24 protein-coding genes are annotated in these 23,314 nt (G+C 46.9%); 14 read left to right on the forward strand and 10 right to left on the reverse strand.

The annotated features are described in order from the left end of the window. Positions 1–104: 104 nt before the first annotated feature. From thiD to VIC_RS11715, 12 genes are all read left to right on the forward strand, one after another. Positions 105–935, forward strand: coding sequence for a bifunctional hydroxymethylpyrimidine kinase/phosphomethylpyrimidine kinase (gene thiD / locus VIC_RS11660; protein WP_006959996.1), 831 nt, complete (start codon positions 105–107; stop codon positions 933–935). Next, positions 925–1,671: an ABC transporter ATP-binding protein gene (locus VIC_RS11665; protein ID WP_039951849.1), complete on the forward strand. Its 747-nt coding sequence runs from the start codon at positions 925–927 to the stop codon at positions 1,669–1,671. Before thiD ends, VIC_RS11665 begins: the two co-directional genes overlap by 11 nt. Further along, positions 1,664–2,464, forward strand: coding sequence for an ABC transporter permease (locus VIC_RS11670; RefSeq protein ID WP_006960000.1), 801 nt, complete (start codon positions 1,664–1,666; stop codon positions 2,462–2,464). Before VIC_RS11665 ends, VIC_RS11670 begins: the two co-directional genes overlap by 8 nt. A 16-nt stretch (positions 2,465–2,480) precedes the next feature. Then, positions 2,481–3,431, forward strand: a complete 951-nt coding sequence (locus tag VIC_RS11675; RefSeq protein WP_006960002.1) for an ABC transporter substrate-binding protein — start codon at positions 2,481–2,483, stop codon at positions 3,429–3,431. Continuing rightward, positions 3,431–4,093 (forward strand): thiaminase II, encoded by a 663-nt coding sequence (gene tenA / locus VIC_RS11680; RefSeq protein ID WP_006960004.1) that lies wholly within the window; start codon positions 3,431–3,433, stop codon positions 4,091–4,093. The genes VIC_RS11675 and tenA overlap by 1 nt, the downstream gene beginning before the upstream one ends. 206 nt (positions 4,094–4,299) lie before the next feature. Continuing rightward, on the forward strand, positions 4,300–4,914 hold the full coding sequence (locus VIC_RS11685; RefSeq protein ID WP_006960006.1) for a YopT-type cysteine protease domain-containing protein: 615 nt from the start codon (positions 4,300–4,302) through the stop codon (positions 4,912–4,914). Positions 4,915–5,115: 201 nt separating this feature from the next. Next, a complete protein-coding gene (locus tag VIC_RS11690; protein WP_006960014.1) occupies positions 5,116–5,622 on the forward strand; it encodes an SRPBCC family protein in 507 nt (168 codons plus the stop codon). Between the two features lie 24 nt (positions 5,623–5,646). Next, on the forward strand, positions 5,647–6,309 hold the full coding sequence (locus VIC_RS11695) for an SRPBCC family protein (RefSeq protein WP_006960017.1): 663 nt from the start codon (positions 5,647–5,649) through the stop codon (positions 6,307–6,309). A 36-nt stretch (positions 6,310–6,345) separates the two neighbouring features. After that, positions 6,346–7,200 carry an AraC family transcriptional regulator gene (locus tag VIC_RS11700; protein ID WP_006960018.1) on the forward strand — a complete coding sequence of 285 codons (855 nt, stop codon included), beginning with the start codon at positions 6,346–6,348 and terminating at the stop codon, positions 7,198–7,200. Between the two features lie 6 nt (positions 7,201–7,206). Continuing rightward, a complete protein-coding gene (locus tag VIC_RS11705; protein ID WP_006960019.1) occupies positions 7,207–7,662 on the forward strand; it encodes a hypothetical protein in 456 nt (151 codons plus the stop codon). 165 nt (positions 7,663–7,827) lie between these two features. Continuing rightward, on the forward strand, positions 7,828–8,571 hold the full coding sequence (locus VIC_RS11710; protein WP_006960020.1) for a phosphatase PAP2 family protein: 744 nt from the start codon (positions 7,828–7,830) through the stop codon (positions 8,569–8,571). A gap of 239 nt (positions 8,572–8,810) precedes the next feature. Beyond that, positions 8,811–10,061 (forward strand): hypothetical protein, encoded by a 1,251-nt coding sequence (locus VIC_RS11715; RefSeq protein WP_006960021.1) that lies wholly within the window; start codon positions 8,811–8,813, stop codon positions 10,059–10,061. A 52-nt stretch (positions 10,062–10,113) separates the two neighbouring features. On the opposite strand, the gene VIC_RS11720 is transcribed toward VIC_RS11715, so the two are convergent. The 8 genes from VIC_RS11720 to VIC_RS11755 all read right to left on the reverse strand — a co-directional run bounded on the left by VIC_RS11720 (position 10,114) and on the right by VIC_RS11755 (position 19,988). Beyond that, positions 10,114–11,448 carry a glycosyltransferase family 4 protein gene (locus VIC_RS11720; RefSeq protein ID WP_006960022.1) on the reverse strand — a complete coding sequence of 445 codons (1,335 nt, stop codon included), beginning with the start codon at positions 11,446–11,448 and terminating at the stop codon, positions 10,114–10,116. 3 nt (positions 11,449–11,451) lie between these two features. Continuing rightward, positions 11,452–13,053 (reverse strand): hypothetical protein, encoded by a 1,602-nt coding sequence (locus VIC_RS11725; protein WP_039951854.1) that lies wholly within the window; start codon positions 13,051–13,053, stop codon positions 11,452–11,454. Between the two features lie 66 nt (positions 13,054–13,119). Next, positions 13,120–14,229, reverse strand: a complete 1,110-nt coding sequence (locus tag VIC_RS11730) for an ROK family transcriptional regulator (RefSeq protein ID WP_006960024.1) — start codon at positions 14,227–14,229, stop codon at positions 13,120–13,122. A gap of 159 nt (positions 14,230–14,388) precedes the next feature. Then, a complete protein-coding gene (locus VIC_RS11735; protein WP_006960025.1) occupies positions 14,389–15,504 on the reverse strand; it encodes an extracellular solute-binding protein in 1,116 nt (371 codons plus the stop codon). Between the two features lie 49 nt (positions 15,505–15,553). After that, positions 15,554–16,435, reverse strand: coding sequence for an ABC transporter permease (locus VIC_RS11740; RefSeq protein ID WP_006960026.1), 882 nt, complete (start codon positions 16,433–16,435; stop codon positions 15,554–15,556). Beyond that, positions 16,435–17,301, reverse strand: coding sequence for an ABC transporter permease (locus tag VIC_RS11745; RefSeq protein WP_006960027.1), 867 nt, complete (start codon positions 17,299–17,301; stop codon positions 16,435–16,437). The genes VIC_RS11740 and VIC_RS11745 overlap by 1 nt, the downstream gene beginning before the upstream one ends. After that, positions 17,298–18,365, reverse strand: a complete 1,068-nt coding sequence (locus tag VIC_RS11750) for an ABC transporter ATP-binding protein (protein WP_006960028.1) — start codon at positions 18,363–18,365, stop codon at positions 17,298–17,300. The genes VIC_RS11745 and VIC_RS11750 overlap by 4 nt, the downstream gene beginning before the upstream one ends. A 255-nt stretch (positions 18,366–18,620) precedes the next feature. Next, on the reverse strand, positions 18,621–19,988 hold the full coding sequence (locus tag VIC_RS11755) for a phosphohexomutase domain-containing protein (RefSeq protein WP_006960029.1): 1,368 nt from the start codon (positions 19,986–19,988) through the stop codon (positions 18,621–18,623). 205 nt (positions 19,989–20,193) lie between these two features. Between VIC_RS11755 and VIC_RS11760 the strand changes: the two genes are divergently transcribed. Further along, positions 20,194–20,868: a DUF1868 domain-containing protein gene (locus VIC_RS11760; protein WP_006960030.1), complete on the forward strand. Its 675-nt coding sequence runs from the start codon at positions 20,194–20,196 to the stop codon at positions 20,866–20,868. A 156-nt stretch (positions 20,869–21,024) separates the two neighbouring features. After that, a complete protein-coding gene (locus VIC_RS11765; protein ID WP_006960031.1) occupies positions 21,025–21,984 on the forward strand; it encodes a sensor domain-containing diguanylate cyclase in 960 nt (319 codons plus the stop codon). A gap of 22 nt (positions 21,985–22,006) precedes the next feature. Here VIC_RS11765 and VIC_RS11770 read toward each other — a convergent pair whose 3' ends face one another. Both VIC_RS11770 and VIC_RS11775 read right to left on the reverse strand, forming a co-directional pair. Then, positions 22,007–22,297, reverse strand: coding sequence for a hypothetical protein (locus VIC_RS11770; protein WP_006960032.1), 291 nt, complete (start codon positions 22,295–22,297; stop codon positions 22,007–22,009). Positions 22,298–22,402: 105 nt separating this feature from the next. Next, complete coding sequence (locus tag VIC_RS11775; RefSeq protein ID WP_006960033.1) at positions 22,403–23,269, reverse strand: LysR family transcriptional regulator; 867 nt, start codon at positions 23,267–23,269, stop codon at positions 22,403–22,405. Positions 23,270–23,314 lie beyond the last annotated feature (45 nt).

Raw genomic sequence — 23,314 nt, forward strand, 5'->3', positions numbered from 1 at the left:
TATTCTCGCTTTGGTGCACTCGCTTTTTATGATTCGATCTTCCCTTTTATTGATCACTTCATGTTTGGCTGAGAGTTCCTGTACGTCTTGTAATAGGAGCATCCATGCCACATTCACAAGACACACCACCCATTGTATTAACCATCGCAGGATCTGATAGCGGTGGTGGCGCTGGTATTCAAGCGGATATTAAAGCCATATCTGCGACTGGCAGTTACGCGTGTTCTGTCATTACGGCCATTACCTCACAAAATACGCTTGGCGTAAGCGCAATTCACCCGATTCCTCTGGAGCATATTGAAAGTCAGCTCGACGCCGTGTTTACGGATCTCAATGTGGTTGCTGTTAAAGTCGGGATGTTGGCTGACGCGCGGATCATTAAGGTCGTTGCGGACAAAATCAGACAGTACAAGCCTACTCATCTGGTGGTTGATCCTGTGATGGTTGCAACCAGCGGTGATCTTCTTCTGGAGCAGTCGGCGATTAGCACATTAAAAGAGCAGTTGATCCCGATGGCGGATCTGATCACCCCTAATCTGCCTGAAGGGGCGGCTTTGATTGATGGCGCTGTGCCAGAAAACGAAGATCAAATGGGCAATATGATCGAAGAATTGCGCGCACTCGGTGCCAAAGCGGTATTGCTGAAAGGGGGGCATCTAGAAAAAGATGACAACAGCAATGATTTGCTGATCTTAGCGCAAACGAGTGAGCTTCTGAGTGCCAAACGATTCCCGACGAAAAACACTCATGGAACAGGCTGTACCTTATCTTCGGCGATTGCGTCTTATCTTGCGCAGGGTAATAGACTGCACAAAGCCGTGTACTTAGGTAAGCAATACATCTCGCAGGCCATCGCTCATGCTGATGAACTCAATGTTGGTACGGGGCATGGGCCGGTCCATCATTTCTTCTGTGGACACATCAATGTTCGCTGAGCCGATTGGGATCGAAATTCAGCGAGCCAGCTTACAGTACACGGACAATCCAGCCCCGACATTGGCGTACTTCTCTATGTCGATACCCGCTGGGCAGTGGACGTGTATTTTGGGGCGCAGTGGCTGCGGGAAAACTACCTTGCTACGTTATCTGGCAGGTCTGTTGAACGACAAAGCGCACTGGACCGGAGAACTGACGCTCAGTCATAGCCATGCGCTGCAAGGCCAGATTGCTTACATGGCCCAACAAGACCTGCTGCTACCATGGCTCAATGTTCTGGATAATGTTTGCCTGAGCAGTAAGTTTGGCAGCGCTCAACCTGACAGAAATCGAGCGCTGCGATTGCTGGAGCAAGTCGGATTATCGGATCAGGCGGCGGCTATGCCTGTACAGTTGTCAGGTGGTATGCGTCAACGTGTGGCGTTGGCTCGCACGTTAATGCAAGACAAGCCTGTGGTACTCATGGATGAGCCTTTCTCTGCGCTAGATGCGGTGACGCGACATAAATTGCAGACATTGGCCGCTGAGCTGTTGTGTGGCAAAACGGTGGTGCTGATCACCCATGATCCACAAGAAGCGATTCGACTGGCCGACGCTCTGTACATCCTCCGCGGTCAGCCCGCTTATGCCGAATCACATGATGTTCCAACCACTCAGCCGCCTCGTGTCATAGATGCAGAATGTGCGCAATTGCAGCAGAACATCCTCAATTCGTTGGAGGGTGATTATGAGTGATATGACTCAGTTTGACGCCATTCGACGCGACGTAGTGAAAAAAGAACGTCTGACACACCCTGCGCTACGGTTGACGATCAGTACAGTCATAATTTTGGGGCTTTGGCAGTTAGTGGTGGTGATGTTTGATATGCCAAGCTTTATTCTCCCTACGCCGCTTGACGTGTTTGAACGCCTCGTTAGCCGCTTTGACGTATTGATGAAACATACGCTAGTGACTGGTCAAGAAATTGTGTTGGGTCTGTTACTTGGCTTGTCAATGGGGCTGTTCTTCGCTTTACAGATGTTGTTATTTAAACCGCTCAAGCGCTGGTTATTGCCGATCCTAATTGCCAGTCAGGCGATTCCTGTGTTCGCGATTGCACCTGTCTTGATGTTGTGGCTTGGCTACGGTATCGCATCAAAGGTCGTGATGGCGGCGATGATTATTTTCTTCCCCGTGACCACATGTTGCTACGACGGCTTGAGAAACACGCCGACAGGCTATCTCGATCTGGCAAAAACCATGGGGGCGAGCAAATGGCAAATGTTGAAGCACATTCAACTCCCAGCGGCTCTACCAACTCTGGCTTCCGGTATACGTGTCGCTGTGGTCATTGCACCTATTGGCGCTGTGGTCGGAGAGTGGGTAGGTTCCAGTGAAGGTTTGGGTTACCTGATGCTGCAAGCCAACGCGCGCATGATCATTGATGAGATGTTTGCGGCGCTGTTTATTCTGGCTTTGTTGTCTGTCTCGCTCTACTTCATTACCGATAAATTACTTAAGAAACTGATTCCTTGGGAAAATCAATAAAAGAAAGGACACTCCCGTGAAAACAAAAAAAATACTCAGTGCAGTGGCACTACTTTGCTCAACATTTTCTGCTCAATCGCTGGCGGAAGAGAAAAAACTCACTCTGATGCTGGATTGGTTTGTTAACCCGAACCATGGCCCAATCGTGATTGCGAAAGAGCGTGGCTACTTCAAGCAGCAAGGCATTGATGTTGATATTCAAGAGCCCGCTGACCCAAGCACGCCACCTAAGCTGGTGGCTGCTGGCAAAGTCGATCTGGCGATCTCTTACCAGCCAAGTCTGACTATCGACGTTGCTTCGGGTTTGCCGCTTATTCGTTCTGCAACTCTAATCGCGACACCGCTCAACACTCTGATGGTGCTAGACAATGGTAAGAACGACAATCTGGCCGACCTGAAAGGCAAGAAAATCGGTATTGCCATCGCAGGCAATGAAGAAGCAACTATTGGTACTATGCTGGCGCAAGACGGTGTGAAGTTCGCCGATGTGGACATCATCAATGTGGGCTGGGCACTCTCTTCTTCATTGGCATCAGGAAAAGTCGATGCGATCTGGGGTGGTCTACGCAACTTTGAAACTAACCAGCTCGCGCTTGAAGGCTACAAAGCGAAAGCCTTTTTCCCTGAAGAGCACGGTGTGCCAGCCTATGACGAGCTGGTGTTTGTGGCGAACGCCAAAACTCATGATGCAGAGGCTATCAAAGCTTTCAACAAAGCGCTTGAGCAAGCCACCACTTACATTGTTAATCACCCACAAACGTCGTGGAAGGAGTTTGTTGCTTATGCGCCAGACACTCTCAACAATGAACTTAACCAACGAGCTTGGAACGATACGTTAACCCGTTTTGCACTGCGTCCTTCTGCGGTTGATCTTAAGCGCTACGACGATTACGCCCAGTTTATGTATTCACAAAAGATCATCGAGACTTTGCCTAAAGCCGCAGACTATGTGCCGGAGTTTAACTAATGAAATATCAGGATCTTATCGAAGCTTGTCAGTCGGACTGGCAGGAATACACACAGCATGACTTTGTGCAGCAGCTAGCAAAAGGCACTTTAGATCAGCACAGTTTTCTTCACTATCTGAAGCAGGATTTTTTATTTCTCAAACAGTATGCGCGTGCTTACGCGTTAGCCATCTATAAAGCGCGCACGCTGGAAGACATGCGTCGTGCCTTGCCGAGTGTGCATGCTCTGTTAGATTCCGAAATTGGTCATCATGTAACGTATTGTGGTCAATGGGGGCTAACGGAATCTGATCTGGAAAACGAACATGAAGATTTTGGAACCGTTGCTTACACACGCTATGTGCTTGATGCAGGCATGACAGGTGATTTAGTTGACCTGTACGCCGCGCTGGCGCCGTGTTCGATTGGCTATGCGGTGATTGGAAAAGCGTTGATTGAAAGCAATGACACCGTACGAGAAGGAAACCCTTACGCAAGTTGGATTGAGCTTTATGGCGGTGAAGAATTCCAAAGTGGTGTCGCACAAGGTGCAGAGCATTTTAACCAACTCTTAGAAGAGATTGATCTTCATAGTCAGCGGGGACAAAACCTGATTGAAGTGTTCAGAACTGCGACTCGGATGGAAGTAGCGTTCTGGCAGCAAGGTCTGGATGCGAAGTAGTTTAAAATCCTGATGAAGCCTCGCCTTTTGGCGGGGCTTTTTTATGCCTGTTACTTGCTTGCCTCGTCGAATTGATTCCGATGTTAGAGATGTGGGAGAGACTATTTACTCTAAAAAATAATTAGGTCACTACTCTCTTAGTTGCTATTTTTACTAGATAGATTCTAATAATATCATTAATTACATCAATAGGTTGGAGAGGAAATATGAAGGACAAAATTGTTGCTAACTTTTCGCAGGTGGATGTGATGAAGGCGAAGAAAGGGACATCCGCTGCAGCAACGAATGGTGCTTGTCATAACTTCAGTATCGAGTGGCTTAGCTTTATGTTCGAGAAAAAAGGCGACGCTAAGCAACGCATGAAGCGTTTATCTGCTCGTGATGGTGCAGGTAACCCGGTTTTACAGAAGACGTTTGCGTCCCGTTGGTCGGAAGGTGGGGCATCTTATCAGGTTGCAGACAGGATGATGATTTCACTGCGTGGCTTAAAAGAAACCGCACTCTTGTATGATTACACCCACTTTAATATCAAAAATATTGTAAAGGCAGTGACTAAGCCGCAGCACGCTGGCTTTATCTATTCTTTCTGGTTCCCAGGAGCCGTTGTGGGTGCTGCCGGTGCACACACTATTGCTTTTTATCGTTCTTTATCACCGAAGCAAGGCAGCTTGAAAACGGATAACGACACCGTCTATATTTTTGAACCTAACTATGGTGAGTTTGAAGTGCCGAGTAAGGATTTTGAAAGCTGGTTGAAGAAGCTGGCGACCTTCTATGCACCTTTCAATGCGCATATGGTAAAGACGGTGGCTAAAGCCTAACCCTAGATTTAACCTCTAATAAGCCTCGCTCATCAGCGAGGTTTTTTTGATTCCATTTATTGTTCTCAACTCAGTGTGAGCAAAGTTATGGTTATCACCCCACTCAACATAGCAAGAAATATCAAAAAAGCGTGGAGTGGATTTTCTAAATTACATCTCAGGCAACGAAGAGAGCAAACCCGCTCAAATTAAGGAGATGTTATGAAAATCACTAAAACAGTCACGATCAACAAACCTGCAGAACTAGTCTGGGACCTGATTGCTCATCAATTTGATAAAGCCCACCTGTGGATGGACCCGATCCCACATTCGTACGAAATTGGAACCGGTCATAGCTCAACCGGGGCTCCGATGGAAGGCCGCATCTGCAACCTGAGTAAGAATCCAAATGGCGCTAAAGCAAAGGAAGTCATCACACAGTACAACGAAGCAAACAAATCTCTGACGTTTGAAATTACGCCCATCAATGTGCCAGCCATTGTGCCAGTGAAAAAGAATCAGGTGCAAATGACGGTTCGCTCTCTTGGAACCAACAAATCCGAAGTAATTTGGTATGCCCAACCGCAACTTAAATTTTTCGCTTATCCATTCTACCCACTGCTCCGCTTAGCGATTCCCGGTGCATTTGGCAAATTACTCAATGGTTTGAAAACCTATTCCGAGCAGTCACTGCCTAACCAACAAAGCTCAGCGGCTTACACGCAATAATGATAGGGATGAAAGGGCATTAAGATGAAGAAAATGAACTCGATCAAACCTTTGGGAAACATAGCGCTAGTGGCAGGTACGGTGTTGCTTGGAGCATGTTCAACCATTGCGCCGGAAGGCAGCGCGCCACAGTACACCTCTCAGTATGATCACACCTCCACCACTGTGAACGAGTTTGATATTCGTTCTGTGACCAGTGCGCCGGAGCAAATTGTCCTGATGTTCAGGGTCAACTCATCGCCGGATCGAACCTTTGAACTGGTGTCTGAAATTGATCAACTGGCAACTTGGTTTACGGGCATCAAGAACCCTGAGATGGATAACTCCAAGTCACTCAATGGACCGTTAGCGATGGGCACGCATTCGGTGCGCAGTTGCAGCTTGGACGATGAGATATTGTATGAAGACATTGTTTACTATGACAAAAATAAGCGCTCCTATGCTTATACGATTGACATGGAGCGTTCGACAGTTTCGTTTCCTATCACAGAGCCTTTATCGCTGTTTACGGTTGAATCTGATGGTTTAGGTGGCTCATTGGTCACGTGGCGCCATTACTTCCACAAGAATGTCAGCTTAGTAGCACCAGTGCTTAATCTGATAATGGAAGGGATGATTCTGGAACCTGCGGTGGAAAACTTATTTGAACAAGTGGGTGGTGAATGGGTAGAACCTACTACCGTTTAACTCTAACATTACAAACAGATAAGTTAGGAGGATGAAATGCAGCGTTTTTTTAAAAGTATTGAATATATAGAACAGCACTTGTACGACAAAATTTCTGTTCATCAGATCGCCGCTGCGTCTCATTACTCCACTTATCACTACAGTCGGGTATTTAAAGCTTTGGTCGGAGACACACCTAAAGAGTATTTGCGTAAGCGCCGTCTCACAATGGCTGCCAAGCGCCTGCTCACAGAAGAAGTCGGCATTCTGGATCTTGCTATGGATTGTCAATTTGATTCACAGGAAGCGTTCACACGTGCATTCAAAGCGCTGTTTAACATGACGCCTGCGCAATACCGAAAAATGAACGAACCTTTCCGTTTGTTGTATAAAAATCAAATTAACGAAGATGATCTCAGTTTTCTGCAGAATCGTATTAGCATGGAGCCGGAAATCATTACACAGCCGGCCATAAAGCTGGTGGGAATCGCCAATCAATATACAGATGAAGACCTCAGTCTGCCTCGTCTGTGGTCGGGGTTTGCACCATACCGAGACACTATTGCAAACCGCGTGGGCGATGAGTTTTTCGGTATTTATGAGTCATATGAAGAGGCTGAGGAAGGCACGACGTTTGTCTATATCTGTTCCGCTCGGGTAGAGAATTTCGAACAAGTGCCAGAAGGTATGATCACGCGTGAGATGCCAGAGCAGACTTACGCTCGTTTTACCCATAAAGGGCCAATTGCCCAGTTGGAAGAAACACTGCGTTATATATGGGGCAGCTGGTTACCGAAAAGCGCTTATGAATATGAGGAAAAGCCGGACTTCGAACTCTACCCAGCTGGCTTTAACGATGCTGACCCTGAGAATAAGCTGTATCTGAATATTCCAGTACGTAAGAAAAGTTAGGTTGCAATGAAATCGACGATTCTCATCACAGCGGTCTTTGGGGCTGCTTCACTTAGTGGCTGTCAGGCTGTCACTTCTTCTTCAGTGGATTCATTGCCGCCTGTTTGTCGAGATTATGCGGCTGACCAGATCGTTGCTGTGCTCGGGGAAAGCCCGGAACTGGCAGGAGAGTGGTATGGTGATTGGGCGTATTTCCTCAATCAGTTTGCTGAGCAGAATCCGCAGATAAGAATCGTCTCTGGGGCTGATGCGGCAGCGTTTAATCTTGCGCCGTATACTTTGATACTGACACGTCAGAGTAAAGGTGAATACCGACTTAAAGAAGTGTTAGACCCGCCATATTATGACTATGCAGTGGCTAGGCTTAGGGGGGATGATATTAAAGGGATTTTACGTCATTTCGAGTTGGAGCCATACCCCTCTCAGGTTGATATTGTGTGTAAAAATCGGATCAAACAATAGATTTTATAAATGTCCGTTAAGTGAATATTTTTACATGAAATAGCTGTTTGTGATTACATAGGCAAGCCGGTTCGATCTTTCACCGAATTGACATTGAGTTGATAAATTTTCCACGTTACGTCGACTAATATTCAGCATCTTACTGATTCGGTGTGGGACGTCACGGTGAAGAATTTTCTGATCGAAAAACAATATGGTATTGGGCTTCTGGGTGTATTTCTTTTGGTTATTGCACCGATGAGTCTGTTGGTTAGCCATATCGATTTATTGAGCTCAGTGTCCTACCCACTTGGTCTGACATTTACGTTGCTGACAGATTCCGCGGGATCTAAAGGGTTTCTCTTCACCTTATTAGTTTTGGTAGCGATCTCGTGGAAGCTGATCCCTAACCGTGTTGAGTGGCTAAGTAAAATGGCTCAGCTTGGTTTGATCCTTCTGATCGGTTTTGCCAGCAAAACGGCGCTAAAGCAAGCTACAGAAAGCCCTCGCCCATACACTGAGCTGTTAACGCACCAATTGCTGATCCCACAGCCATCCCACTTTTACAATCTGAGCACCGTCCAACAGCAGCATGTGATCGATGATATTTCTCATAGCGTGAGCTCGTGGCGAACTCGCCATTGGTTAGGCGAGAAAGACTACTCATTCCCTTCTGGCCACACGATTTTCGCTGCAATTTGTCTGGCGTTTTTTGGCAATCTGTTTATTCAAAAAAGACGCTATGGTTTGGCCGCTGCACTGAGTGTGTGGGCGGTAGGTATGGCATACAGTCGCCTTTGGCTGGGAATGCACCGACCGATAGATCTCGTCGGCTCGGTTTTGTTTGTACTGATGCTGTATATATTGGCCCCCAAATTTGATCGGATCACTGAAAAGCTTTCTCTTCGTTGGTCTCAATTAACAACCTGATTCCAGCTTTACCTAACTGCCCTTGGCCCTGCGAGTAATGTCCTTACTTGCGGGGCTTTTTTTATTAGCTCTTGACTATACTTTCTATATTAATCCGTAGTTTTTATAAGTCTTTTGTAACTAAAGTAGCAAAACAGACCACATAATTGATAAAACTCGCTATTATTTATCTTGTTTATGTAATTATCACTTTTGGCATAAGTAATTTATGTGTCGTTATCGTTTGGGCAGAGGTTTGCATGCAGATAAAACTATTAAAGCGTCTGATTAAAGACAAAATGTTTGGTAAAACCAAGAACACAGCACTGGGCGTTCAGGTCGCACAGATGGCCGATGCTCGCATGGGTGCGATGTACATGCTAGCCAGTACCGAAATTACCAAAGTGGCGAAGATTTCCAACGCGCACTTTTTTGAAGCCTTTGTGGTCGGAACTGAGCCCTTCGTTGACTTTAAAGATGCGGCAATGGGACTGCTGAATAAAACCGATACCATGACTAAGCTGAAAAACAGCAAGGTCGCGAAAAAGATGTCAAAAGCGGCGGATAAAGTAGGTGAGATCACTTCAGCGATTAAGGAGAAGCTGAAACGACTATTCTCCGAGTTCTTCCGTTCTTTGCTGGATAAAGTGAAGAACATCTATGGTGACTTGTTGCATGGCATCGAGTGGCTCGCTGAAGTCGGAACTTGGCTGGCGAGTGAATTCGCAGGTACCTTCTCCAATATCATTCCGGGGTGGGGCTATGTACAAAGTGCATCTGGGCTTTACTCTGCGGCGAAAAAGTCAGTGCTGAAATCCAAAGACCTGATTTCACAAATCTACCGCGGCCGTGGCGTTGAGCTGCTGGGTGGTCACCCGAGCATCATTTCAAATGCTTTGGCGCGCCACTCTGCAAAAGGTGCTTTGGGGGGAATCAAAGACTTTACTATGGGTGTTGCTGGTATTGGCCTTCAGGCAGCAGGTGATGCTGCCGCAGGGGTAGGATCATTGATCAGCTTAATCACCAGTATTCTTGAGCGTATTATCAAACTGGTGGACTTCTTTGTTCAACGTAGCCTTCTGGCCAAAGTTGTTAAACGTGCTAAGAAAGAGTGGAATAACCGTACTGCGCCAAGCAGCTTAGTGAATGATCATAAAATGTTCTCGGAATGGTTCCAGAGTGCGGTGATTACCACGCCTGTTGTCGCGGCTCTGGTGATGGGCAGTGGCTTTGTCGGCCACCCCTATAAGTTTGCTCAGTTGCTGACACCTAAGCTTGAAGTCGTGTCGCAAGGTGACTTTGATAAAGCGGTCGTTTATATCGATAAGCTTAAATCTCTATCGAGTAAATATGTCCAGGAGTATGTCGATAGCTATAAGATTGATTTCACTAGTAAAGATGGTGTGGTCAATGCGCGCTTGAATGAATTGAAGAAAGGCAAAGGGTTATTGGATGGCCATGAATTTGCGGTGAAATCCGCGACGCCAGCACCCGTTCCCGTTTCAGTTTAATGTGGGAAGAGTAACAAACGGGCCAAAAGGCCCGTTTTTTGTGTCTATAGGTTTAGAATACCGTCGCCAGAATGTCGCTCAATGCCTTGTACGATAGGTGTTTCTGACCAATGGCGTAGTTCTCCTGCATGTGCTGCTGACGTAGGGCTGTGTCGAATAGGTATGCTTCGGTTTGTTCTGCGGCTGCACCGATGCGCTGCAAAGAGACTTGTGCGAGGTTGTTGTCATCCCAGCTTAGCTCATCACCGAGGTCGATAATATGGAAGCCAAAATGTTCGATATCTGTTTTGTACACCGGGTAGCGATAGACCACCTGAGGAACGTTGGCTACCAAACCTTCTAGGAATTGGTTCCCCCAGCCTTCGAGCCAGCTTGGGTAGGTGACGATATCGGCGTGAACGTAGGCGTCCCAAAGAGAGTACTGTTTGATGCCGATTTTATCACCACGTGAATGCTCGATACGGTGGTTGATGTCCAGTAGCTCAACGTTCATCTGCTGAGCTTTCGCTTTGAGTTTGTCGTAGTATTCGTCTTCTTCGTTCATTCCCGCTAACACGAGAATTATGCGACTATCAGATTCAATTTTTTGTCCACGATACAGCGACTTACCTACCCATTGTGGTAGCTTTTTCTGAAGATTAGCTATCAGGTCGACGGCCAGCTCGATCCCCTTACGAGCCACGATGCGTGTTGCTTGTAAGACAACGATGTCTTGTTCGCGAATACCGAATTCGCTTCTCAGATCTTGGTTGTAGTCGTCGATTTTCCAATCACAACCATCGAAGTCGAAGACATTCGGTACCACTGTTGAGTCATAACTCGTCGCATTTTTCAGAGATTCATTTGCCAACTGGTTGATGACACAGTGCTTGTCCTGTGGACGTTGCGGAGGAAAGTGCTTGTCGAGAATACGTTGGATACTCGGGTAACAAGGCTGGCTGAACTTCTCGCGTTCCCAGTGGAAGTCATGGTGATGATTGACTACTTTGACGCCTGTGTTTTCTACTGCTTTTTCTAGTCCAATCGCAGCGGCCAAACTGTGGCCAACAGCGAAGATGTTATTGGGAACAATCACGTCGATGTCGAGCTTTTCGATAATCGCTATTGCTTGTGTCGCGATCTCTTCCGCTTGGCCGTAAATCGCGGCCAGCAACGCTTCTTCGCTTTCAAAGTAGGTTGGCGCTATGAACGCATCCTGAGTGATTTTTGCGTTCAGCTCGTCTTCGTAACGTAGCGCATCAATGCACTCTGCTTCCACACTGCCAGAGCTACCCGCCATGTAAAAGACGTCGTGACCCTGCTGCTCCAGTGCCCATTTCCATTTATCCATTTCTAGTGACACACCATCGGTTTCACCGACACGATAGTGGGTTAACAAAATTCGCATGACTTATAGCTCCATTACAACTGTTGAATAAAGGTTTAACCCTTGTGTGTCGTTGCCGGGAGCATTTCGACTGCCCGCAGCAACGCGGTTTAAAATATCCATTGAGACAGTGCCGTTACCGACGTTGACTGCGTAGGCTTTCATTGCTGAACCACCGTCAATCGATATGGCATTGCGTATCGTCTCACCGTCAAACAGGTCAATATCAGACTGAGACAAACGGCTGACTAAATTCGCTACATCGACAATGTTCACTCCAACACTCATTTCATGGCGGCCATCAAACAGAAGATAGCCCACATGGTTTTCTGTTTCGATAAACAAGCCGCCCGGTTCACGGATGATGGCATCAAAGTTATTGGTTTCTTTGCCTGTACGTGACAGAGGCGCGTCAGTGTTTGCCACCTCATCAAGGGCTTGCTCTGCTTGCTGAGCCGTAAATGCTGCGCCAGTCGGGACAATACTTTGGCCGTCGATTACGGATGGCACCAGTCCGGCAAGAATTTGTGCATATTCGGCGAAATCACATTGGTGAGAGTATGGCGTGACCGAGACAGGTGTATTTGTCTCCAACCCATGTGGGTAAAGCGCGTCAAACAGGCAAGACTTGATTGAGAGCACCACGCCAAAGGATGGCAATGGACATTCTCCGCGCCACACCTTAACGACATGCTCGTGCGGACGCTGGCCATCTCCTTGGTTACTAATGAAAACATTGACGCGCTCTTCAAGCGGGAGCATAGGAGAAAATTCGACTAATGGCCCTTTGTGGCTGAGCGGAAAGTTGACATTGAAGAGTGCAATATCGTGTTGATCGACCTTGTCTAATGCTGGGTTGATGTTCTCAACTTTCAGGGTTTGCCCTGCGATAGTGAGATCATACGCATGGCATTGGATGGCCGGTAGAATCTTGACTTCGCCGCTATGTTTCACGCCAATACCAGCACTATGCGCGCTCTGAAAACCCGCACTCTCGACTTGTCCCTTAGCATCGCCAAAGTAGTAAAAACCGAGGTAAGCCAGCCTTTCCGGTAACTGATGTTCCGAGGCAGGGTAGCGTCTGCTGTGTGACCAGATATGGTTGCCGACGTTGAGCTCTTTCGTCATGAAGTAACCAAGGTTGCCCACTAAGCCGCGAAAGGCTTTGCCCTCAGCCAACCGGTCTCTCAGGTTAGCGAGCTGGTTGCCCTCAAAGTGATAACCGATGCTAGTCTGCTTGAGCTTCTCTTGTTTCACCCATGCGAGAGTTACTGAGGTAGTGGAAAGTGGTTGTGGCTCTTCTACTTGCGTGTAATCTTGCGGCCCAGGCAGTGATTCTGGATTGATCGCTGGCATCTGAAAATGCACGCGTTTGAGTTCAATTTCTGGTTGTGACTGTTGAGTTGACTCGAACAGCTCACTCAGGTCTGCTTCAAATGTTGGCTCTGTATTAGGGTGGAGCGGATTACCAAGCGGGCCCTGTGCCATTTTGAATCCTGTCAGTGCGTTGGGATTGAAGTAGGCACCGGGTGCGATCGTCTGCGTTTTCCAGTGCTCTGCCGAGAGCTTTTGGCACACATCGGTTGAAATTTGGTTGGTTTTCGGGCTATGTGTCTGATTTTTCATGGGTGTTTTACACGCTTAGGAACAGAATTTAGGCAGGGCGTGATCAATCACGCCCTATAGGGTCGGTTAGGCCGCGGAGTAAGCCAGTTGGTAGAGCGGAATCATGGCTGCCCCCGTCGCCGCCATCTTGTCACCTGACAAGGTAGCGGGAGTGATATTGGGCATGGTTTCTTCGTCTTCCAGATAGTGTTGCAGTGATTCCATGCTGGCGGTGTGTAGCTCCTGAACCAGTTTTGGTGGCAACAGACCGCCGACGATGATCTCTTCTGGGTCACAGATGGCACGAATGGCTTGCAGCGCAGACACCAATTGTTGCTGCGCGTTTTTCTTCCATTCGGTGACTTTTTCTGGATTCTTCGATAACAAGGTCGACAGAATCTCTTCGCGATGTGGGCTCGGCTCTGACATGCCTAAGTAGTCATACAAGCAAGAGAGAGAAGGACGGTTGTTGCGATCTGGGAATAATTTACCGATACGGCCCGCGTTTCCGCCTGCACCGCGATAAGTCTGGCCATTGAAGAAGTGGCCGCCACCAATCCCGTAGCCAAGATAAAGGTAGAAAAAGTTCGCATGGCGAGCACGTTTAGAGCGCACAGATTCCCCCAGTGCGGCGGCGTTACCATCGTTATCTATCCAACACGGGCAGTTGAAATGTTGGCCGATACGTTTAGGAATATCGATGTCTTCCCACTTTTTCAGATGCGGTGGCATGGTGATGCTGTTGCTGCCTTGAACAAAGTTACAGCTGGTGGTCATGCCGATGCCGATCAGTTTATCGAATTCTTCGGCAAATGCTCTAGACGTCACCTGAAGTAGGTCAGAGAGTTCATCAATGGCCGATTCAGGATCAGAGAAAATGCCGCGAATTGCACGGGAAAAAACGCTTTCCCCGGTAAAGTCGACCAATTCAATACTGATTTTTTCAAGTTCAATATTGATGCCGAGACTGTACGCGGCACTTGGATTAATACCCAGCTCAATGCCCGGCTGACCGCGTGAACCTTTTTGTTTACCCGTTACCTGAATTAGCTCATCATCGAGCATCTTCTTGGTGATTTTCGTGATCGCAGCTGGCGTCAGGCCACTCTTCTCTGCGATTGCGGCGCGTGTTGTTGGCGCATTGCGATGGATTATCGATAGTATTTGACGCTGTGTATCGGAGCCAAAATCAATCACATTCAATCCTTAACCCGTTAGGTTTAATTTTATTGTTCGTCTGGTGGAGAGCGTGACAAAGTGCAAGCACACCACCTAATCGTTCTATTTGATTAATCACTAATCAATGTCATTCAAGTGACTAATCGAATAGGCCCGGCCGAAACCGGGCGTGAATTATTACATTAATACGTTCTCTACAAACGCTTTTTTCGCTTCAGTTGCGTAGTCTGAAGTAAAGAATTCAGAGCTGTAGCCTCGTTGGGTTTTATCGACTAATGCGTTTGAGTCATCAGCGTCTGGGTGTTGAGGGGCTGCGCCGAAGGCCGTATTCAACCCTGTTTGTGCTTGCGCTGAGGTGATCCAATGGATGAAGACGGCAGCGGCAGCTTTATTTTTGGCGTTCTGTGGCATCATGATGATGTTGCCACCACCCGGCATACCAAATTCAGGAATGTAGAACTTGATGCGCTTAGTGATCGCTCCTTTCTTCTGTAGGCCCGCAAGATGATCTTCCCACGCTGGTGCCATCGCGATTTCACCATCGTTGATTCGAGTCAGGCTGTCTGCGTTCGATGCGGTGATGACAATGTTGTCTTTGTGGTCATCAAACCACTGCCAAGTCTTAGACCACTGTGTCATCGAAGACTTATCCATTTTGCTCTGGAAGTAAGCGTCGTTGTTGCCCGATACGTGGTAGATGGCACGCTGGATGAACGCGTTACCAGCACCACCTTTGTTCGGATCGTTAACACCAAACTGCTCTGGGTGGGTTTCGATCCAGTTTGTCAGGTCATCAAATGACTGAGGTAGTGTTTTCTCATCGACACGCATTGGGTCGTAAGCAAATCCCGTCTGGTTGCCCCAGAAGGCATAAGCGTAGCCTTGGGTGTCAACACCCACCAAGTTAGTACGTAGCTTGTCACTGCCTGGAATAATATCCGTCAATGGGCCGTAGACCAGGTTGCTTTGCATCATCATTGGCAGCTTGACGGTATCGAGCGCCATCACATCAATAGAACCTTGCTCTCTTTTCCCTTCTGCAAGCAGCTTGTTACTGTTACCAGCTTCGTTGCCTTCTGGTACACGCACTTTGATACCGTACTCTTTCTCGAATGAGCGGAAGAACTGGCGGAATTCTGGTTGGAGGTACCAGATGTACGCGCTGACCATCTTCTCTTTTTTGGCTTGTTCTACGATCTGATCCCAAGTCATCTCGTTCAGGTCATACGCGAGTGCATTGGTCGATAAACCGGCAGTGGCTGCAATGGCAGCAGTAAGAAGCAATTTTTTCATTGTTGTGTCTCTTATAGATTTCTATGTTTAGGGGTACATTCGTTATGGATCAGGCTTTGCCTGTCGACTCTGCCAGATAGTTACCTTTCAGCAGGCGTTCAATAATTAGCATCAGAATCACGTTAGGAATCACCAATATCAGAGAGACCACCGCCGCGTTCGGACGAATAAAGGAGTAACCTAAGTAGGAGTACAAAATGGTTGGAACGGTAACGTAATCCGGTGAACCCAGTACAAAGGCAATGTTGAATTCTTCAATACTGATCACCAGACAGAAGATCAGTGACGCTAGCAGACCAGGCTTCAGCATTGGCAGGTAAGCGTTTTTGAATGTCGTCCAAGAGTTACCACCCAAGTCGCGGCTCGCATCGATCAAGTCTTGCGGTACGCTTTTAAAACTCGCCGAAAGAATACGGATCGCATAAGGCAACGCCAGAACAGTGTGGCCAATAACGATACCGACGTAGGCGTTTGAAAAATCAAGGGCAATTAACATCGAACTGAAGAAGACACCGATGATCATGCCAGGCATAACCAGTGGCAGTAGCGTGATGACTTCCGCCACGCGTTTGCCTCTGAAATCGATACGGCCTAACGCGTAAGCGGTCGGTAGGGCCAGTAGTACGGTCAGAATCGCAACCGCTGGAGCAATGGTGTAGCTGTTTTGCAGCGCTTCAACTAGGCCTGAGTTCTCCCACATGTCTGTCCAGCGGCCAAATGAAAGAACCTGTGGAAGCACATCTGGGTAGCTCCAAGGGTGCTCAGGGTCAACCAGAGACCACAATAGTGCCATGATGAAAGGAACACCCAACCAGAAGAAGTTGACCGCAATAAACAGACCGATGGCGATCTTATTGATCAGCTTGCCATTGGCGGTTTTTACTTTCGGTTTGCTGCTGTTTGGCAAAGCTTTCGATACCAGAGAAGTCATTATTTTAATCTCCCTTTCTTATGAGCGAGTGGAGCAGTTAATAGAGAGATAGCCAGAGCAGCGACAACTGCGGTGACCATTATGATCACAGCGATAACCGCGCCTTTGTTCCATTCCATAAATTCTGTCGATGTGATGTGCATCAGCATCGATAGTGAATAGGTGTTCTTCGGGCCCGCGATGGAGTAGAACGAGTAATCACCCAGTGCGCCGATAAAGATCAGAATCAGTGACACCTGAAGCGATGGAATAGAGATCGGGAATATAATGCCTTTAAAGCGGCTCCAAGCTGAAGCACCTAGATCAGAGGCAGCATCAAGCACGTCATTTCGAATGGAGTTCACTGCACCCGCCAACAAGATCATGGCAAATGGCAACTGTTTCCAGATTTGCAGCATGATTACGCCCCAGCCGAAATCGTCATTCTGCATACGAATCGGTTTATCTGTAATGCCGACAGCCATGAGCATCTGGTTAACAATACCGTGGTAAGAGATCACGTTAACCAGAAGGAAAGCTGCTACCAAGCCTGGGATGAACATAGGTGCTCTTAACACACCCGTGATGGTGGTTGAGCCTGGGAACGGTTTACGTAGCCACAGTACCAGAGGATAGGCCATCGCTACGGCGCCAAGTGCGCCAATCACTGAGACTTTGACTGAGTAAATCAGAGATTTGTGTAGTTTGGCGTCGGCCAATGCTTCTTGCCAGAAAGTGAGGGAGAAACCACTTTCGCCCATCATATTGTGGAAGCCCAGACTTTGTGCGACCACCATGTAGAAGGTGGAACCCATCAAAAGCATGATGGTGCCAACGCCGGGAAGCAGCATCAGCCACACTTTCCAGCTTGCGATGTTTTTGTTCATGCGCTGACCTCTTCTAGGAAACGAATGCCTTTTCTTGGAATGGAGAAGTTCAGTGATTGATCATCAAATACCGGCTTCTTCGGTAATTGAACTCGCACTTCCATAGTTGAACCTTCCGCTGGCTGTAGCACCAAGTCAGTGACATTGCCCATAAAGGCCATTTTCTGTACGTTAGCGGCAAAGCTATTCTCACATTCGCTGGTGGCGATCTCGGCATCTTCCGGACGCCAGCTCACATAGATGTATTCGCTTTTTGGTCTCTCATCCGATTCAACAACGAATTGCCCCAGTTCTGTGTCAATTTGGTAGGTATTGTCCTGATCTAGGGACTTCACCTGTGCAGGCATAATGTTAGCGGCGCCAATGAAATCGGCGACAAATCGGTTAGCCGGACGGTAGTAGATGTCTTCTGGCGAACCAATCTGTTCAATACGGCCTTTGTTCAGAACCACAATCTTATCCGACATCGCCAGTGCTTCGGCCTGATCGTGGGTTACGTAGATGGCAGTCAGGTTGTATCGCTTTTGCAGTTCACGAATTTCGAAACGAACCGATTCACGTAGTTTGGCATCTAGGTTAGACAGAGGCTCATCGAAAAGGATAACGGCTGGTCGAGTTACCATCGCACGCGCCAGTGCAACACGCTGTTGCTGACCACCAGAAAGCTCACTTGGCATCTTGTGTGCGTGTTCATCTAGGTCCACCTGAGTGACAGCTTCTTCTACGCGGGTGATTTGATCTTGCTTACTGACTTTCTTCTGCTTGAGACCGAAAGCGATATTGTGATCAACACTCAAGTGAGGGAATAAGGCATAAGACTGGAAACACATTGAGGTGTTACGTTTTTCTGGAGAAACCGTATTGACCACCTCGTCGCCAATGATGATTTCGCCAGAATCAGGCGTGTGGAATCCACCAATCATCTTGAGCAGTGTTGTCTTGCCACAACCGGATGGACCCAGAAGGGTAACCATTTCCCCTTCTTCTGCAATAAAGCTGATGTCTTTTGACGCTACAAAATCGCCAAAGTTCTTACAGATGTTTTTAAGTTCTAGTCGTGACATTCGATTGCCTTTTTCCTGTCGAAGTTGTTCTAGCATCAACGCGTAGAGTAGAGAGCTAATATGACAATTATATTAACTAAGTTAATTTAATGTTTTTGTGAAAGTGTTCACGACTTAAGCTTTGCTAGGGTTTTACTGAATAAAAGAGCGCAGAAATGTGATCTTGTTAGGGGAAAATGGCGATATTGATTAAAGGTGTTAATTTAATTGCATGAAAGAATAGAGCTGTCTATTCGACAGCTCTATGGTGAGAGATTACTTTGACTGTAATAGGATTAAAATTTGTTCGGTCTTTACTTTCATCAGTTCCACGTCTGCTCTGGATTCAACGTTGAGGCGCACGACTGGCTCCGTGTTGGAACTACGTAGATTAAAGCGCCAGTTGGTAAACTCCATGCTGACACCATCGGTGTAATCAACGGTGAGTGCGTCTTGCTCAAATATGGCCTTGATACGTTGAATAGCTTGATTTGGGTTATCCAATGTTGAATTGATTTCACCAGAAGATGGGAAGGCTGCGATGCGCTCAGCTACCAAGTTCGACAGAGGTTGGCCCTTGCGACAGATAAGTTCGCTGACCAGTAGCCATGGAATCATGCCGCTATCACAGTATCCGAAATCACGAAAGTAATGATGCGCGCTCATTTCTCCGCCATAGACCGCGTCTTCACTGCGCATTCTTTCTTTGATAAAGGCGTGGCCTGTTTTGGACATGACCGCTTCACCACCGCTTCGCTCGATTATATCGATGCTATTCCATGTTAAGCGAGGGTCATGGATCACCTTTGCACCGGGGTGCTTGGCAAGAAATGCATCTGCCAGTAGGCCAACAATATAGTAGCCTTCGATAAACTGGCCTTGCTCATCAAACAAGAAGCAGCGGTCAAAATCACCATCCCAAGCGATGCCCATATCGGCTCTGTGCTCTAGCACTGCGGATGATGTAGCGTGGCGGTTTTCAGGGAGCAGAGGGTTCGGAATGCCATTGGGGAAATTGCTGTCCGGCTCGTGGTGAATTTTAATGAGCTCAATTGGTATCTGCAGTTGCTGAAAGCGCTCTTCCAAAGCATCGATCACGTGTCCAGCGGCGCCATTACCTGAATTCACGACCAGCTTCAGTGGCTTGATATGGTCTTTGTCGATATAGCTGAGCAGGTGTTCGGTGTACTCGTTGAGGTGAGAGGCTTGCTGGTAGCGGCCTTTTTGAACTGGTTCAATAAATTCAGCCAGTTCTGCCAATACCTGAATGTCTTTTAAGCCAGTATCGCCACTGATGGGTTTGGCATTTTCCCGAACTAACTTTAAGCCGTTGTAATCTATAGGGTTATGACTGGCGGTAATTTCAATGCCACCGTCTACATCCATGACTTGTGCGGCGTAGTAGATCTCTTCGGTGCCCGTCAGGCCAAGATCGATGACATCGACACCGGCATCAATCAAGCCATCGGACAGTGCCAGTTTAAGTGGTTCAGAGGTGGCTCTCGCGTCACCGCCAACCACGACTTTCTTGGCACTCAGATATTGACCAAATGCCCGACCGATACGATACACCACATCGTAGTTGAGCTCTTGTTCGAGTTTGCCTCGAATATCATAGGCTTTAAAGCATGTTAGCTTTTCCATTCATTACCCTTATATATCAGTGCATTATTGATTAGCTTTCCTGCCTGTCTGACAGGTTGGTGGGCTTATCTGGGTAATGGTTTGTCGCCAATAAAGGGAACCAATTCCCTGTAAAGCTCACAATTTTACTTTTTTGAATAAATTAACTTAACTAACTTAACTTATTGGGGGTAGTATATATCGAAAATTATGCGGAGAGCTACTCATGAACTATGCACCAGCGGTTGGGGTCAAATTTAATCAAGACGGTACAGTCCGACACTTCCCCGGCAACACTTTCATCTGTCATATTGATCAATCTATTGATTTAATTGCTGAACTTGAGTGGGCACAAAGCCAGCTTAAAGCGATGCAATGTGCTGCTAAGTTTTCGTTTTTGCCGATTTCTTCAATGCATATGACGGTGTTTGAAGGTGTATGTGATCAGGTCAGGCAGCCAGAGAAGTGGACCAGCAAATTGCCCCTTGACGCGCCTTTAGCTCAAACTACGGATTTTTTTGCTAGCGCAGTGAGCCAGATCGGGGCCCACTCAGGTTTTGAAATGATGTTTGATTATGTCTATAACTGCCCGGTTGGTGGCACGTCAATTCGAATTAAACCGGCGACGGACGAATCAGATCTGGCCCTGAAAAATTGCCGTGAACAACTAAGAGCATCAACGGGCATCAACATGCCTGAGTTTGACGATTATCATTTCCACATCACGCTCAGCTATCGCATTATGGAGCTTGAAGAGAGTGAAAAGGTCGAGTTGCAGCAAGTTGCTGAACGTATCTCAGAGCGCTTTTCTCAGTCCTTTGGTCGACTGAAACATGGCGCTGTAGAATTTTGTCGCTTTGATGATATGTTTAAGTTTGAACCACTATTAACCTTATCCTAAACATGGATTTGGCGGCGTGACTCATTGCGCCGCTACCTTGATATTCAGCTAAATATCACAGTTTTTTACTCAAGTATTCATCAATAGCGTTCAAACTCAGCAAGCTGAGCGTTGAGTGCTAAGCTCATAGTTAATCATTTCTAAAGAGCAGTACTGATGAAAGAGCCTGACTTTCCTGATAACGAAGCACAACGAATCAAAGACCTTCATTCTCTTGATATTCTCGATACCGAACCTGAAGAACGTTTTGATCGTGTCACCCGTATTGCGAAGCATTTGTTTGATGTGCCGATTGCGGTAGTGAGTTTAGTAGATAACCATCGTCAGTGGTTTAAGTCATGTATTGGCCTCCCTGTTCGTGAAACCGCAAGGAATGTCTCGTTTTGCGGACATGTCATTAATGATGACGGCCCTTTCATTATTAATGATGCCACCAAAGATCCGCGTTTTCTTGATAACCCGCTTGTTATGGGCGAGCCTTTTATTCGGTTTTATGCAGGCGTCCCTCTGGTCTATCACAACCAGAGTAAGCTCGGCACGTTATGTATCATTGATACGAAACCGCGTGAGTTGACCATGCAGCAAATGGCAGACTTAGTTGATTTGGCAAAGGTGGCCGAACAAGAGCTGGAAGCAACCATTCAAGCAACGCTCGATCCTCTGACGCAAATTTCCAACCGTCGTGGCTTCTTCGAACTCAGTGAGAAGTCAATGGACTATTGCCGAATGGGCGGTTTTTGTGTCGCGCTGGCATATTTTGACTTGAATGACTTTAAAGCAATTAATGATAAGTTAGGCCATAAAGCAGGCGATGAAGCACTGCAGAAGTTCGCTGATTTAATGGCGAGTTCATTCAGCGACTCGGATGTTTTTGCCCGTATTGGTGGCGACGAGTTTGTGGTCTTCATGTCTGGCCTAACCGAAAAAGTGGCTGAAATTGCGGTGAAACGGTTTAGAAAATCGGTTGAGCGATTTAATGATGAGGAAAACAGAGGTTACGAGATTAAATTTAGTGTCGGTATTGTCGTCGCTAAGCCGTCTTCGGATATGTCGATTGATTCTTTACTTGAAGAAGCTGACAAACGGATGTATCAGGAAAAGTGCGCCAGCAAATAGCACTTTTCCTGACTAACAAGCTTTACAAATCACGCATTAAAATCTCATATTCTTCATTAGCTTCAGATATTAGATGGTGCAACTCAGTCGCATCTCTATCATCCAGATCCATCTGCCACTGGTGTTGTGCTTCTTTTCCTTTAATGCGTGTTTTACCATCCAACTTTTCGAAACTGATGTCACACAGCTCCGTTTGATGATGCTCATTTTTTTCAATAATATCAACATCTAACAACCCCGTCGGGTTGACCTCTATATGAGCATGGAAATGGTTTTTGTCTTGTAATTCGTAATCCCTAAATGTTGAAATCATGCTGTCCTCCTTATCTAGTTTGCTGACGCGTTTTACAATTGTAGGACACAGTTTTTGAACAATTGGTGAAATAATCGTGAAGCTTGATCCAGGTTAAACAGCTGTTCAAAATTCCGTCACGGATTTCAGTCTTTTCTCGATCGCATCTATGGCTCTGATCACCGAAGTTGGAGGAGACTTGGAGTAAGGATGAAGCGCATAGACATTATTGTGTATCAGCTGTTTTTGTTTAAAACAGGGTCGCAAGTCTGGATATTGGCTGAGCATAAAGTCTGGAAGTAAACCAATCCCCATATCTTGCCGAATAAGGCTAGCCACCTGACTGACCGTGTTGACTTTATGATGGGTGAGGTAGGTAAGCTCAGTTGCATTGTCGCTGTTGGTATCGTGAAAAAGGTGTGTGATGGTTTTTGGCTGCCAGTTGTTGGCGATGTACTTAGCGGTTTCAGGCGATTGATGACTTTCAACTGACTGGCATAACACATCGCAAAATTGACCAATACGCTTTTGTTTTACATTACTGTCCGGCGACTCGCCAACTCGGATGGCTAAATCAATGTCGTGTTGCATTAAGTCCAATTGCTTATCTTCAGCGACTAAGTTCAGTGATACATCGGGAAAAGGAGCAAAAGCATCACTCAGGGCAGGAACAACAATACTCTCCATTAACGCAATCGGCGCGGTGATAGACAGTTTGCCGCTGGGCTCTTTTTGTAATTGGCGAATGTCATCCCAGGCTGTCGACATAACGTCGTTCATTGTGATGCAGTGTTGATAAAACCTTTCGCCCGCAGGAGTGAGTGACTGTTTACGAGTGGTGCGCTTTAACAAATCGGTCGCGAGCTCATTCTCTAGTTGTTTAAGGTGAGTACTCAGTACTGATTTTGACAACTCCAATTTTTCAGCAGCCTTCGAAATCGAGCCTGCCTCGACAATCGCTTTGAAGATCATCATTTGTTTGTGCTTGTTCATTATTGTTCTCTTTATCCAAACAGTGATTTCTAATTTATCTGTTTT

Origin of the sequence: Vibrio coralliilyticus ATCC BAA-450, assembly GCF_000176135.1 — a bacterium.
In the GTDB taxonomy this organism is placed as follows: Bacteria; Pseudomonadota; Gammaproteobacteria; order Enterobacterales; family Vibrionaceae; genus Vibrio; species Vibrio coralliilyticus.